This is a genomic window from Ciceribacter sp. T2.26MG-112.2 (assembly GCF_900492205.1).
Taxonomy (GTDB): Bacteria; Pseudomonadota; Alphaproteobacteria; order Rhizobiales; family Rhizobiaceae; genus Allorhizobium; species Allorhizobium naphthalenivorans_A.
In genome coordinates this window covers 191,295-205,621 of the sequence record NZ_UEYQ01000001.1, presented here as the reverse complement: position 1 = coordinate 205,621, position 14,327 = coordinate 191,295, and the positions used below count along the sequence as shown (strand labels likewise).

General features: G+C 65.1%; 11 protein-coding genes. 5 read left to right on the top strand and 6 right to left on the bottom strand.

From position 1 onward, the window contains the following. The first annotated feature begins 32 nt into the window (after positions 1 to 32). Positions 33 to 2,135, top strand: coding sequence for an SH3 domain-containing protein (locus DYZ14_RS01015; RefSeq protein ID WP_154718942.1), 2,103 nt, complete (start codon positions 33 to 35; stop codon positions 2,133 to 2,135). Beyond that, a complete protein-coding gene (locus DYZ14_RS01010) occupies positions 2,132 to 3,688 on the top strand; it encodes a hypothetical protein (RefSeq protein WP_154718941.1) in 1,557 nt (518 codons plus the stop codon). Before DYZ14_RS01015 ends, DYZ14_RS01010 begins: the two co-directional genes overlap by 4 nt. 54 nt (positions 3,689 to 3,742) lie before the next feature. Here DYZ14_RS01010 and DYZ14_RS01005 read toward each other — a convergent pair whose 3' ends face one another. The 4 genes from DYZ14_RS01005 to DYZ14_RS00990 form a co-directional block, all read right to left on the bottom strand. After that, positions 3,743 to 6,547 carry an EAL domain-containing protein gene (locus DYZ14_RS01005; RefSeq protein ID WP_154718940.1) on the bottom strand — a complete coding sequence of 935 codons (2,805 nt, stop codon included), beginning with the start codon at positions 6,545 to 6,547 and terminating at the stop codon, positions 3,743 to 3,745. A 69-nt stretch (positions 6,548 to 6,616) separates the two neighbouring features. Further along, positions 6,617 to 7,486 carry a FecR family protein gene (locus DYZ14_RS01000; RefSeq protein ID WP_210209263.1) on the bottom strand — a complete coding sequence of 290 codons (870 nt, stop codon included), beginning with the start codon at positions 7,484 to 7,486 and terminating at the stop codon, positions 6,617 to 6,619. Positions 7,487 to 7,671: 185 nt separating this feature from the next. Continuing rightward, entirely contained in the window at positions 7,672 to 8,778 is a 1,107-nt protein-coding gene (locus DYZ14_RS00995; protein ID WP_154718939.1) for a TRAP transporter substrate-binding protein, read from the bottom strand. Positions 8,779 to 8,979: 201 nt separating this feature from the next. Continuing rightward, entirely contained in the window at positions 8,980 to 9,444 is a 465-nt protein-coding gene (locus DYZ14_RS00990; RefSeq protein WP_154718938.1) for a group III truncated hemoglobin, read from the bottom strand. A 200-nt stretch (positions 9,445 to 9,644) separates the two neighbouring features. On the opposite strand from DYZ14_RS00990, the gene mbfA reads away from it, so the two are divergent. Together mbfA and DYZ14_RS00980 are read left to right on the top strand one after the other, a co-directional pair. Beyond that, complete coding sequence (mbfA, locus tag DYZ14_RS00985; protein WP_154718937.1) at positions 9,645 to 10,628, top strand: iron exporter MbfA; 984 nt, start codon at positions 9,645 to 9,647, stop codon at positions 10,626 to 10,628. Between the two features lie 44 nt (positions 10,629 to 10,672). Next, the gene (locus tag DYZ14_RS00980) at positions 10,673 to 11,872 is read left to right on the top strand and encodes an MFS transporter (protein ID WP_154718936.1); all 1,200 of its coding nucleotides are present in this window, start codon (positions 10,673 to 10,675) and stop codon (positions 11,870 to 11,872) included. Positions 11,873 to 11,980: 108 nt separating this feature from the next. On the opposite strand, the gene DYZ14_RS00975 is transcribed toward DYZ14_RS00980, so the two are convergent. Together DYZ14_RS00975 and DYZ14_RS00970 are read right to left on the bottom strand one after the other, a co-directional pair. Continuing rightward, complete coding sequence (locus DYZ14_RS00975) at positions 11,981 to 12,598, bottom strand: transglutaminase-like cysteine peptidase (protein WP_154718935.1); 618 nt, start codon at positions 12,596 to 12,598, stop codon at positions 11,981 to 11,983. Positions 12,599 to 12,703: 105 nt separating this feature from the next. Continuing rightward, positions 12,704 to 13,531 carry an alpha/beta hydrolase gene (locus tag DYZ14_RS00970; protein WP_154718934.1) on the bottom strand — a complete coding sequence of 276 codons (828 nt, stop codon included), beginning with the start codon at positions 13,529 to 13,531 and terminating at the stop codon, positions 12,704 to 12,706. A 183-nt stretch (positions 13,532 to 13,714) separates the two neighbouring features. On the opposite strand from DYZ14_RS00970, the gene infC reads away from it, so the two are divergent. Next, positions 13,715 to 14,251 (top strand): translation initiation factor IF-3, encoded by a 537-nt coding sequence (gene infC / locus DYZ14_RS00965; protein WP_115669041.1) that lies wholly within the window; start codon positions 13,715 to 13,717, stop codon positions 14,249 to 14,251. Positions 14,252 to 14,327: the final 76 nt, after the last annotated feature.

Sequence of the window (14,327 nt, the reverse complement as noted above, 5' to 3'; positions counted from 1 at the left end):
CGGACGGCGGCGCGGCAACAGGGAGGCATGGCGTGGACCGGCATCGCACATTCTGGCTGGGCACTATCCTTTTGGCATCGCTCGGAGCGAGCCTGGCGGCTGGACCGGTGTATGCCGACTATGTCGGGGGGCTGAACCCGGCAGGCGATAACTTCCTGGCACTGCGCACGGGACCGGGCTCGCGCTTTCCGATGATCCTGCCCATGGGGCCGGGCACCGAACTGACGGTGATCGGCCGTGACGGACGCTGGCTGAACGTCGAACTCCCTGACGGTACACGCGGCTGGGCCTATGACGCCTACATCTTTGGCGGCGCCTCGCCGGACGGCGGCCCGGACGGCCCGCCGCCGGATATGCCTCCGCCAGATATGGACTCCATGGGACCCGGCAGCCCGCCGCCCCTCGACCTCAGCGATGATGCCCCGCCCTCCGACATGGGAGGAGATCCTGGGCCGGCCGAAACCGAAGATGCGGAGCAACCGTCCGAACCCGAGGACATTGCGCAGCCCCCCGATCCCGTCGAGACCGATCCGGGCGAGGCGGACAAGGCCGGTGTCCCGGCCAATCCGATGGCCAGCAACTGGATCACCTATCGCAACGACCGCTTCGGCACGCGGATCGATTATTCCGCGCCGATGTTCCGCATGCTGCCGCCGCCGGAAAACGATGATGGGCGGACCTTCGAGGCGCGCGATGGCTCGGCCCGCTTCCTGGTCTTCGGTTCGCACAATGTGTTCGACAGCACGCTCGACGAACTGATCGAGGAGCACCTGGCGGGCCTCGCCGACGACGAAAAGGTCACCCAGAAGCGCCGGGGGGATAGCTGGTATCTGCATTCCGGCTTTCGCGGCGGCGACTTCTTCCTGCGCAAGGTGCTGATGAGCGATGATGGCGGGGTGATCCACACTTTCGAGATCAGCTATCCCAAGGGCCTGAAGGCCAGGCTCGATCCGATGGCCGCGCGCATGGCCAACTCGCTGCGTACGGCGGATGAGGGGGCCGACGGCCAAGGCGAACAGCCGGCGACGACGGTTGATAAGGATCTGCCGGAAGAGACGGGTTCGGCCAGTGACGACGGGGCACGCTCTGTGGACGCCGCCGGGACGACCGCCGACGACGGCAAGGCGCCGCCGGTGACCGAACGGGATGGCTGGGCGACACATGCCTTCGAGGGGTTTGCCCTCCAGGCGCCGCAGGACTGGACGAAGCAGATCGACGGCGACACGCTCACCCTGAAGGCGCCCGACGGCCAGCGTAGCCTGATGGTCTGGTGGTGGTTCCCCGACGAGCCGCTGCTCGGCTATACCGACATCGTCTCCAACCGCAAGATCAAGGTGGCCGATCAGGCGGCCCTGTGGATCCACTCGAGGTTCGAGGGGATCGAGACTTTGAGCGTGACGCTGGACGAGGGCCGGGCGGACAAGAAGCGCCTGCATTTCCTGTTCGAAGCGACCGGCGACATCCGCCTCGGCGGTGGCGACCCGGACTTCGACCGCATCCTCGAGAGCGTGACGATCGATGGAAAGGAGAGCAAGGCTGAGGACGACGGCGGCGGGCAGCCACTGGTCGTGCTCGGGGCGGGCAATCGGGTGGCGACGTCGCCTGGTGCCGCAACGGCGGACAGCGAGGCAGAGGAAGGCCTGACCGAAGAAGACGACGAGCGCCGCGCCTGGGTCGGCCGGACGTCGGTCGCGGTCCCAACCGGCTGGAAGGTCGAGCCCGACGAGGACATTGCCGGCGGGGTCCTCATGACCCGTCCGGACGAAGGGGCGCAGATCGCGCTGTCGCTCTGGCCGAAGGACAAGCCGATGCCGAGCGACGAGGTCGCCTCGCTGGACTACACGGTGATGATCGGACGTCCTGCGACCGTGCTCGAGCTCAGCCAAGGGCGCATGCGCGGCCGGCAGATCTTCTTTGACGAACCGCGCGGCGACGGCGCGCGGCTGACGCTGTCCTACCGCGCCTTCGGCGAGGACCTGGCCGACGGTCTGCCGCTGTTCGAAATGGTGCTGGCGAGCCTCGACGAGACGCTGCCACCGCCCGAGGGAACCGAGGTTCCCGCCGTCGCACCGGCGAGCGGAGCCGATCCCTTTGCCGATATCGACCTGAGCGACCTGGAGGTGAACCCGAGATGAGATCCTTGCGACCGATTGACCTGCCGGCCCTGGTCATGGCCGGGACACTCGCGCTCTTTTCTCCGGCGGCGCTCGCCCAGGCGCCGACCACCTGGCAGGAGGATGCCAAGAAGGCGGCGCTCGACTATGCCGATGAACAGGCCAAGGAGGTGATCAAGTCGCAGTCGCAGGCGGCGATCGTCGCGCTCTACAAGAAGCTGTACAAGTCGGGAGCGAACAAGACCCTGGTGCGCCAACTCGGTACGGTGGCGCTTTCGGCCAACGAGATCAACAAGTTCGCCGAGAATGCGGCCGATGCACTGACCAGCGGCGATCCCGAAAAGGCGAAGGCGGCGACCGAAGAGGTCGCGGTCGCCCTCGGCAAGACGCTGGCCAACGGCATCAAGGACCCGGCACTGCGCCAGCAGATGGCAGGCGTGCTCGGCAATATCGACAAGGTCAACGAGGCAGCCGACGTGCTTGGCAAGGCGGCGGGCGGCGATCCGCAGGCGGCCTATGAATTTCTCGGCCGCGCCTTCATCGCCGCGACGCCGGCGGCCGCCGCCTTTACCGCGGTCGAGACCGCGGCGGGCGTGGTGAACTACGCCAAGGGCAAGTTCGTCGACAGCACGATCGAGGAACTCTACCAGGAATATGCCAAGGGTGACGAGCAGACCCGCGAGGCGATCCGCACGCGGCTGGAGACTTTGCCGCTCTATTCCTCCGTCATCCGCGACCGCAAGATCGAGTTGGCCGACCAGCGTGCCGACGACATTTCCCAGGCGACGGCGGAACCGAGCGACGCGGTGCGCGAACGGTTGACCGCAACGAGCGACGAGGAAGTCGTCGACGACATACTCCAGACCTTTGCGGCCCGCAGCAAGAAGGATCAGGCGGCCGCAGTGGTGGAAAAGGCGCGCGCCGATGCCCAGGCCGAAGCCGACCTGATGACCGAGGCGCTCGACACGGCGGCTTATGGCAAATACGGGCGCGACTGGTGGACCAAGCACCCCTACAATCTTCAGCGCTTCACCCAGATGATCCGCGACAAGCTGAAGAAAGACGGCGTGCTCGATCCGCACAATGCGACCCACATCAAGGCCATGGCGAATCTTCTGTCGACCGGTGTGGTGTATGGGGCCAATTCCACGGAATATCGGGAGCAACTGGAAAAGTTCGAGGAATACCGGTCCGTGGTGGCGCGCCATAGCGGACTGACCGAGGAGCCGCAGCAACCGGCCGCGGATCTCGCCGGCCAGTATGGTGGCCGCATTTCCGGCAAGGCCTCCGGTTCCCTGACCCTCGTCGTTGCCGGTTCTTCGGTCTCAGGTTCGATTTCGGGCAGCTTCGAGGGCGACGGCTTCAACGCGCGATTTTCAGGCTCGCTGGGCGCGGACGGCGCCTTCAGCGCGCCGTTGACCGGTGTGCTGCAGGGCACGGTGTTCAAGGAGACCAAGCCCTACCCGTTCAACGGGACGATCAACGGCCGGATCGACGGGCGTTCCGGTTCGGGCCAGTGGTCGGCCAGCAACAAATGGGGTGGCGGCAGCGGCGGCTGGCAGGTGTCGAAATAGGCGGGTGGTGCTCTCTCTGCGTGAGGACGGCCAAATTTGCCTTGCCCCGCCGGATCAAGCCCGCGCGGCCAGCGCGGGCGGCACGCTTTCGCTGTCCGCCAGCCGGATGAGGTCTTCGGCGGGTTGCGGCCGGCCGAACAGATAGCCCTGGCCCTGCTCACAGCCGATCCGCCGCAGGAAGGCGGCTTCCGCCTCGGTTTCGATCCCTTCGCAGATCATGGCGATGCCGAGACCGCGGCAGAGCGTCTTCACCGATTGGACGATTGCCTGGCTCGCCGTATTGTCGATCAGCGTGCGAACGAACATCTGGTCGACCTTGATCTTGTCGAGCGGGAAGCGTGCCAGATAGCCGAAGGAGGAATAGCCGGTGCCGAAATCGTCGAGCGCGATCGAGACGCCGAGCGCCTTCAGGGCCGAGAGCTTTTCCAGCATTTCGTCGGAGGGATTGAGGAAGGTCGACTCGGTGATCTCGATCTGCAGCCGGTCGGGGCGCAGGCCGGTTTGTTGCAGCGCCTGCCGGACCGTGGCGACGATGTCGCCGCGCTGCAATTGCAGGGGCGAGACGTTGACCGCCACCGCAAGGTCCGGCCGGAAGGTCAAGGCATCGCGGCAGGCCTGGAGCATGGCCCAGGCGCCCAACTGCTCGATGAAGCCGTTGGCCTCGGCGATCTCGACGAAGACCTGGGGCGAGACGAAGCCGAGTTCGGGATGGCGCCAGCGCAACAGGGCCTCGCAGCCGATCAGCTTGCCGTCGCTGAGGCGAACTTGCGGCTGGTAGAACAGCCTGACCTCGTTGCGGTCGAGCGCATGCCAGAGTTCCGCCTCGATCCGCCGCGTCTGTGCATGGCGGGCGCCGCCTTCCGGATCGAATTCGACCAGTCCATTGCCATTGGTGCGACGCGCATCGTCTAGCGCGAGTTCCGCCTCCGCGACGAGAGCCGCACCGCCCCGGCTGGGCGCATCCGTGCTGAACACCATGCCGATATGCACGCCGAGCTGCGCCTTGGTCTCGGCGACGGCGAAGGGGGTCGAAAGGGCGGCGACGATGGCATCCGCCAGCGCGCGGGCTTCCTGAGGGGTGACGGGCGTGAGGGTGAAGGCGGAGAACGTGTCGCCGCCGAGACGGGCAATCGGCGACAGCCGATCGTCGAGCGATCCCAGGCGGCGCACGACCGCCTTGAGCAGGGCGTCGCCCTTGGAGCGGCCGAGGGTCGAATTGATGGTCTTGAAGCGGTGGAGGTTGACGGCATAGACGGCATGGCCGCTGCCCGGCGGCGGTGTTTCCGTCAGCCTTGCATTGATCTCGTTGACGAAAGCCGAACTGCGCAGCGCGCCGGTGAGAACGTCATGGCGTGACAGGAAGCCGATCCGTTCCTCCTGCCGGCGGCGCTCGGTGATGTCGCGCGCCGTCACGCAGGCGACGAAGGCATGGTCTTCGCCGCGGCGGCTCTTGCCGTCCGCAAGCGCCCTCTGCGAGGCGGTGATGGTGTATTCGATCGTCCGCGCCCCGGCACCTTCGCCGAGCGAGAGCTCACGCAGCTTCGCCGGTCCGACGCATTGCCGGCGCACATCCGCCATGGCGGCGTCAATCTCGCGACGCCAGGCCTCGGGCAGGATGGCCATGACCGCATCGCCGTCCTCGAGCGAGGCGAGTTCGGGCAGCACGTCGGCGATGCGGGTACTGTGGGCGATCAGGATCCCGTCCTCGTCGACCACCAGGATCGCATCGGCGCTGTCGCTGATGACCTGGCCGAGCAGGCTGCGGCTATTGTCGGCCTCGACCGAGGCGAGCCGCAACAGCCAGGTCCTGAGGTCCAACTCCTCGAGGATCCGGGTGACGACGATCAGGCCGAGCAAGGCCTGACTGGCGGCGGTCGGCAGGAGGAGAGCATGGGCCGATTGCAGCCAGAAGCCGGCTGTTTCCAGCGCGATCACGGTCGACCCGATCAGCAAGGATTGCAGACGCAGGCTGCGCCGCGGCGAAAGGGTGACAAAGCCCAGGACAGCGCAAAGAATCAGCAGAGGCCAGGCCCGCAACGGGGTCAGCATCCGGTCCTGCAGCAGGGTTTCGGTGGCGATGATCTGGAGTGTCGGGCCCGAGATCAGACCATGCACCGGCACCAGGAAATTGTCCTTCAGCTCGATCGCGGCCGCCCCGACGACGACGATCTTGTCCTTGAATGCGGCGGGATCGACGCGGCCGGAGGCGACGTCGATCGCCGAATGGGAAACGAGGCTGGCCGGATCGATGGAAAAATCGATGACGAACGGCGGCGAGTTTGCGTCGGCCATGCCGGCGAGTGCGGCGGGAACGGACATGACGAATTCGCCGTCCTGCTCTTCGCCAAAGGCGAACCTTCGAACGACGCCGTCGGCATCCGCTCGCACGCTGGCGCTGGCCGTCCAGGCATTTTCGGAGAAGATCGGGTGGGGTGCCGTGACGTCCGTCGCGCCGGACCGGTCGCCGGTCGTGCGGTATTGCGTGAACGTCGGCAGGATGACCCCGCCGCCGGCCTGCTCGAGCGCCCGGGCCAGGGCCTCGTCGCCCGCCTCCGACGAGCGGGAACTGAAATCGACATCGAGGAAGATGTCGCGGGCCTCGGCCCTGGTGAGAACGTCGATCAGCCGGGCATGGACCGAGCGGTCCCAGGGCCACACGCCGATGGCATCCAGGCTCTGCTTGTCGATGGCGACGAAGACCACATCGCCGGTCGGCGCGCGCGGCGCAAGAGCCATGCGCCGCGCCGTCAACCCCGCATCCAGCCGGGCGAAGCCGCCGAGCCCGGCCAGGCTGGCGACGATGCAGAACAGGCTGGCCAGGACCAGCAACCGGCGGAAGGGGAAGGCGGCTTTCAACATCCTCTGCTTTCTGGTGATGGCGAAATATCGTCCTCGAGAGACGTTAGGCCCTTGATCAATCTGCCCCGCTCATCTCCCGTTCCCGTTCCCGTTGCCGTTCCCGTTCCCGTTGCCGTTCCCGTTCCCGTTCCCGTTGCCGTTCCCGTTCCCGTTCCCGTTCCCGTTGCCGTTCCCGTTCCCGTTCCCGTTGCCGTTCCCGTTCCCGTTGCCGTTGCCGTTGCCGTTGCCGTTCCCGTTGCCGTTCCCAATCCCGTTACCATTGCCAATCCCGTTGCGGTTCCCGGGCGTGTCGCCGGCTCCGTCGGCGCGGTTGTTAGGATTGGTGGCATCAATGCTGGGGACGGCCGGGGCGGTGACCGGCGCGCTGACGACGGGAGCCTTTGGACCGGGCCCGAGGACGGAGAGCGAGCCCGGAGTACCTGGCGAAACGGCGACCGACTGGCCGGCGTGGACGTCGACCGACTGGCCGCGTTGCGGGTCGGTAACGCCGACGACGCCGCGCGATACCCCAAGCGTGGCACCCTTGCGGTCGACCTGGACGCTGAAACGCGTGCCCTTGACGACCGCCGCGAGAAACGGTGTCTGGATCTTGAGATTGCGGCCGGCGCGCTTTTCGAAGTCGACGACGATCTCACCGAACTGCTGGGCGATTTCGAATTTCTTGCCCGCGCTGTCCTTGGCGAAGATCGCCGTCATCGTGCCGGGCTGGACCGTCACCATGTCGTCTTCGTGGGCGAGGAGCACGCGGCCGCGCGGTCCGGTGCTGATCCAGGCTCCGGTCGGGATCTCCATTCCGTCCACGACGCGCTGCCAGGTCTTGCTGTCGGTCGTATAGTTTGCCGGTTGCCGGACCTTGGAGACGATCCAGCCTTCGGCGAACGCCGAAACGGCCGGGCTGAGAGCCACGACAATCGTGGCAAGGGCTATCGACAAGCGCAATTTTCGACCTCCACGCAGAACACACTGCGCGGATCGTAAAACACTCAAAATAACAAATACCTAACATATAAAATTAGAAATATTTCATTGTGCTCCGCTAAGCCGGCCCGAATGGGCGCGCGCCAAGAAAAAGCCCCGGACAGGGATGTCCGGGGCGGGGTCTGCGCGCCTTGGCGGCGAAGGCGTCAGAGTTTGCCCTGGCGCTGCTGGATCATCATGTAGGTATCGAAGCCGTATTCGGCGATCTGTGCCCAGAGATAGGCATCCTTCTTGAACGCCTGCTGGCTGTCGTAGATCTTCTTGAAGGCGGGGTTCTCGGCGCTGAGGTCGGCATAGGTCTCAAGCGCCGCCTGGTGGCAGACATCGAGGATATCGGAGCCGAAGGCCCGCAGTTCGGTTCCTTCCGCCACCAACTGGCGAAGCGCCGCCGCATTGTGCGTATCGTACTTGGCCAGCATGGAGGCATTGGCTGCCGCGCAGGCATCGGTGAGGATGCGCTTGTAGTTCGCCGGCAGCCCTTCGAACTTCTCCTTGTTGAAGAAGGCATGCACGGCCGGGCCGCCTTCCCACCAGGCGGGATAATAATAGTACTTGGCGACCTTGTAGAAGCCGAGCTTGAAATCGTCATAGGGGCCGACGAATTCGGTGGCGTCGATCGTGCCCTTTTCGAGCGCGGCATAGACGTCCGAGCCGGCGATCTGCTGCGGCGTGACGCCGACCTTGCTCATCACTTCGCCGGCGAGCCCGGCAATGCGCATCTTCAGGCCCTTCAGATCGTCGATCGTCTTGATTTCCTTGCGGTACCAGCCGCCCATCTGGGCGCCGGTATTGCCGGCGGGCAGCGCATAGAGATTGTGCCCGGCGAGAAACTCGTTGATCAGTTCATTGCCGCCGCCAGCCGAAAACCAGGCATTGGTCATCCGGGCATTGAGGCCGAAGGGGATGGCGGTGCCGAGCGCGAAGGCCGGATCCTTGCCGATGTAATAGTAGCAGCAGGTGTGCGCCATCTCGACGGTGCCGGCAGCGACCGCATCGGCGGCCTGGAGCGGCGGAACGATCTCACCGGCAGCGAAGGTCTGGATGGTAAAATTGCCGCCGGTGGCTTCCGATACGCTGCGGGCGATCTCGTCAGCGGCGCCGAAGATGATGTCGAGGCTCTTGGGGAAGGACGAGGTCAGCTTCCAGGTGATCTTGGGATTTTCCTGGGCAAGCGCCGGGGCGGCGAGCGAGACGGAGGCGGCAGCGCCCAAGCCGGCGGCGCCGGCCTGCTGGAAGAATTTACGGCGATTCATGGTTCAGTGGCCTTGGTTGTTTCCTATAATCGTTTCCTCCTCCATTGCGGGGTCTAGCCATGATGTGACGTGCTTGCAAGCCCGAAAGCTGCCAGAATTGCGCACAAGGGCGTTTTGCCTTTCGCAAAATTACGCAGAAAGCTCGGACGGAATGCGAAAGATGCGCGACAGGGCGTGTTGGCAGATCCGTCAGGCGGACGGCTAGATGCGTTGGGTCGGGTCGTCGAGGGCGGGATTATAGAAGAGGGCGGTGACGAGGCTGCGGGCGATCCGTTCGGCCGTCGCCATGAACCAGGCATGGGCTTCGACTGTCGCTTCAATGTCGACGAGGGTCTGGCTGAACAGCGCCAGCCATTCGGCAAACAAGCCTTCTGTGATGCCAGCCACGCCTTGGTGGGCCTGGACCGGCTTGCCGCCATAGGCACCGTTCTTGAAGGCGACCGAAGTCCAGAAGGCCTTCATCTTGGCGAGGTGCTCCGGCCAGCGGCCGGAAAGGCGGGTGTCGAAGACGGGGCCCAGGCTCGGATGGTCCTGGATGCGGCCGTAGAACGTCTCGACCAGTCGATCGATGAAGGCGCGGTCGACGCCCATTTCGGCCATCTGCGCCTCGGCGCGGGCGGTGATCTCGGCCCGGTGCGCCGCGCGACCGATCAGATCATCCTGCATCGCCGTCTCCTTCCTTCGTCCCATGTCAGCTTGACGCTTGTCGTTGATCGTGATGCGCTCGTCAAACGGGCGCGCCCGGGCCGATCGCGGCATCGGCTTTTGGATTTCCCCTGGTCAAGGGGTGCGGCACTGCGACGACTTGACCTCGAACAGCTCCCGAACTAGATTTAGAATGATTATAAAGAACGAGGTAGATTTTCATGCTGGCGCGCTTGTTTTCGTCGTCGAAACGCCCTTTTTCCAGCCTCAGCGACCAGGAAATCCTGGCGCTCGCGATTTCGTCGGAAGAGGATGATGCGCGCATCTACCTCGCCTATGCCGACCAGCTGCGCGAACAATATCCGCAATCGGCCAAGGTGTTCGAGGATATGGCGGAGGTCGAGCACACCCACCGCAACCAGCTGATCGAAATGCACCGCCAACGCTTCGGCGAGCGCATTCCGCTGATCCGCCGCGAGCATGTCAGCGGATTTTATGAACGCAAGCCGGATTGGCTGCGCGTCAACCAGAGCCTCGACCAGATCCGCGCCGAGGCGGAGACGATGGAGCAGGGCGCCTACCGCTTCTATATCGCGGCGGCGCAGCGCACGACGGACGCGCAAACCCGCAAGCTGCTCGGCGATCTGGCGCTGGCCGAGCAGGGCCATGAGGAAATCGCCTCCATGCTCGGCGAGCGCCACACGCCGGAAGACGTCAAGAAAGAGGAAGACGCGAGCGCCCACCGCCAGTTCGTGCTGACCTATGTGCAGCCGGGCCTTGCCGGTCTGATGGACGGATCGGTCTCCACCCTCGCACCGATCTTCGCCGCCGCCTTTGCCACCGGCGACACCTGGCAGACCTTCCTGGTCGGCCTGTCGGCCTCGGTCGGCGCCGGCATTTCCATGGGCTTTACCGAAGCCGCCCACGACGACGGCAAACTGTCGGGACGCGGCTCGCCGATCAAGCGCGGCCTGGCTTCGGGCATCATGACGGCGCTCGGCGGCCTTGGTCACGCGCTGCCCTATCTCATTCCGCATTTCTGGACGGCGACCATCACCGCCGCCGTCATCGTCTTCTTCGAACTCTGGGCCATCGCCTTCATCCAGAACAAGTATATGGAGACGCCCTTCCTGCGCGCCGCCATGCAGGTCGTGCTCGGCGGCTCGCTCGTTCTCGCCGCCGGCATCCTGATCGGCCACGGTTGATGATTGTCATGAAGCCGCAATGCGAATAGCGTAGCGGCGTCATCATGAAACCATCCCCGGCCACTCTCGGCATGGGCGTTTCCATGACCGTGGGTTATGGCACGCTCTACTATTCCTTCTCGATCCTGGCGCCCGAAATCGCTCGCGAATTCGGCTGGTCGCAGAGCTTTGTCTTCGCGGTCTTTTCGATCGGCCTGTTGGGCGGCGCGGTGTCTGCCCCCATTATCGGGCGGCTGATCGACCGGTTCGGCGCGCGCCCCGTGCTGACCTTCGGATCGATCCTGGCGGCCGCGATGCTCGCCGCCCTTTCCATGGTGCAGAACGGCTGGCAGTTCGCCGCCGTGACGCTGGCGGCGGAATTCGTGTCGATCGCCGTGCAATATGATGCCGGCTTCGCCGCGCTCGCACAGCGCCATGGCCAGGAGGCGCGCAGCCAGATCACCCTGGTGACGCTCGTTGCGGGCTTTGCCTCCACGGTGTTCTGGCCGCTGATCCAGTGGCTCTTGACGATGATGACCTGGCGCGAGGTCTATCTGGTCCTCGCCGGTCTCAACCTGGTGCTCGCCCTTCCGGTTCATGCGCTCTGGCCGTCCTATCGGCAGCCGCCGGTGCGCCCCGCGACGAGTTCTGCTGGCGCCGGACGTCCCCCGGTCGTCAGCCGCCGGCCGCAGCTCGCCCTGATGGCCATCAGCCTTTCGGCCGGCGGATTCGTTCTCTCGGCCATGGGCGCCTCCCTGCTGGTGCTGCTCGGCGACGCCGGCTTCACGCCCGCGATCGCGACGCTTGCCGGCAGCATGATCGGGCCGTCGCAGGTCGCGGCCCGCATCATCGAATATGCGCGCCGGGGCGTGCTTTCCCCGCCGGTGACGGGGCTGATCGCCACCGGGGCGATCTTCCTCGCGCTCGCCTTGCTGTTTGCCGCGGCAATCTTCCCGGCCGTCGCCATCGTGCTGCTGTTTGCTGTCTTCTTCGGCATTGGCCAGGGGCTGACGTCGATCATTCGCGGCGTCCTGCCGCTGCATTATTTCGGCACGGCCGGCTACGGCCGGACCATGGGCACTTTGTCGGGCATTCGCATGGTCCTGTCGGCTGCCGCACCCGTCACCATCATCTTCGTCAATGAGAAGCTCGGCGTATCAGCGGCGGTCGGCTGCCTGCTGTTGATGGGGGCGGTCGGTCTTGCGGCGATGATCGCCCTGTCGCGCCTGGCGCCGCTGCGGGCGCAGGAGACATCGACGAACTGAACTTCAGGCCCGGGATCGCACGGGATGGCGTTGTCCAGACGGGGAAGGACGGGCCCGCAGCCATCGACGCCGTTCGCTCATGAAGCGCGACGTGCCGGCAGGGTGGCCTCAGTCGAGCGCGCCGACCATGACGTCGGTCGCGCCGTTCTCGATCGTCACCCAGCGGCCGGTGTCGAAGCTCGCCTGACGCTTGAGATAGGTATAGCGCGTCTCCGTCCAGAGCTTCACCTCATCGACGAGGTTGTCGAGGATGAAGTCGCCCTGGGCGCTGCGCAGCGTCAGCACGGCATGGCCCTCGCCATCGGGCTTGCGCACCACGGTGATCAGCAGGTCGGCGGCCGAGAAGCCGGCTTCCATCAGCTTCTGCCGCTTCAGGAGGACGAAATCCTCGCAATCGCCGGCATCCACCGGATAGCTCCAGACCTCTTCGCGGCCATGGGCCTCGGCGTCGGTCACCGGCATGATGGCGGCATTGACGCCGGCATTGATGTCGCGGACCACGTCCCAGCCGTGCGGGGTGAGGCGCGGCAGGGCGCCCGGCTTGCTCTTCACGCTGCATTGGTCGCGGTAAAGGCGGCAGAATTCATAGTGGCCGATCGGCTGCGACGTGACGCTGCCGGTGGTCATCGACAGCAGAGTCCTCGGTGCGGTGAAGCCATTGCCGGCCGGCGAGCAAACGCCGAGCATCACAAGCAGCGCCGCAAAAGCGCGCGATCGGTTCATCATGAACTCGTCCCCTTAATCCTTAACAAAAAGTTAAGGTCCAACGGGGTTGAGAGTCAATCGCGGCGCCGGCGCTGCGTTAGGGATTTGTCAACTATGGTTAAAATGCTACAGATCGGCCGCACCGCCGGCGTCGACCATCGACAGGATCGCCGCCTTCATCCGGGCGATGTCTTCGGGCCGCGACAGCCGGTGATCGCCGTCGCGCACCAAGGTCAGGACGACGTCGTCGGCCGGGAGGAATTCCATCAGCTTGAGGGCGTGGGCATGGGGTACGTCCGGGTCGGCCATACCCTGCAGGATATGCACCGGGCAGCCCGTTTCGATGATCCCGGTCAACACCCGGTTCGCCCGGCCGTCCTCGATCAGCGCGCGGGTGAAGATGTTCGGTTCGGGGCTGTATTCCGACGGCTCCTCGAAATAGCCTCGCTCGGCGAGGGACGCCCGTTCGGCTTCGGAAAGGTTCGGCTCTATCAGCTCGATCGTGAAGTCCGGCGCCGGCGCGATCAGCACCATGCCGGCGAGCCGCGGGCCGGTGCCGCGTCGTGCGAGTTCCTGAGCCAGGCGCAGCGCGATCCAGCCGCCCATTGACGAACCGACCAGGACGAGGCTCGGCAGGCCGGCATGATCGATGACGGCGAGCGCTTCTTCCACCCAGCGGGAAATCGTGCCTTGACGGAATTCGCCACCGGAGGCGCCGTGGCCGGAATAGTCGAAGCGGATCGCCGCCAGGCCCTTTTCCGCTGCCAGCGCATCCATCTCGAGCGCCTTGGTGCCGCTCATGTCGGAACGATAGCCGCCGAGCCAGACGAGCGCGGGGGCCGCGGGCGCCGTCGTCGCAGCCGCGGGACGCGTAAGGATGGCGATGTCGCGGGCTTCGTCGCCGCGGCCGACCGTGATCGTTTCGGCGTGCGGGGCGGAGTGGATCGAGGTCATGGAGGGCTCCCTGGGCGTGTAAGGCCCTGTAAAACAGATTCGCGAAGTGACGGACAGCAGGTGATTTTCCATCCGAAGCGTGTTATTGACTTGCCGAGCGGCAAGAGCCAAATAGCTGAAACGCTGGAGGCCCGCGCGTCAGGCGCGTCGTCGCTAGGCTCAACAGTTCAGGAGAATACGACCATTCGCAGACCTTTCAAAGCCGATGCCCCTGTCAAGGAAGGGCCGCGCTCCAATCGGGAGATCCGGATTCCCCGGGTCCAGCTTATCAATGACGAAGGCCAGAACCTCGGCATCGTGCCGACGGACGAGGCGCTCAGGATGGCGGAAGAGGCGGGTCTCGACCTGGTCGAGATTTCCCCCAATGCCGAGCCGCCGGTCTGCAAGATCCTCGACCTCGGCAAGCTGAAATTCGCCAACCAGAAGAAGGCGGCCGAAGCGCGCAGGAAGCAGAAGATCGTCGAGGTCAAGGAAATCAAGATGCGTCCCAACATCGACACCCATGATTATGAGGTGAAGATGAAGGCCATGAACCGCTTCTTCGAAGAGGGCGACAAGGTCAAGGTGACGCTCAAGTTCCGCGGCCGCGAAATGGCCCACCAGGAACTCGGCATGAAGCTTCTCTTGCAGGTGAAGGAAGACACGCTCGCCGTCGCCAAGGTCGAGGCCGAGCCGAAGCTTGAAGGCCGTCAGATGATGATGGTGCTCGCGCCAAAGTAAGGTTGCGATCATTCCCAGGAAACGAGCCGCCTTCCGGGGCGGCTTTTTTCATGTCCGCTGCTGACAGTTCTCTGAC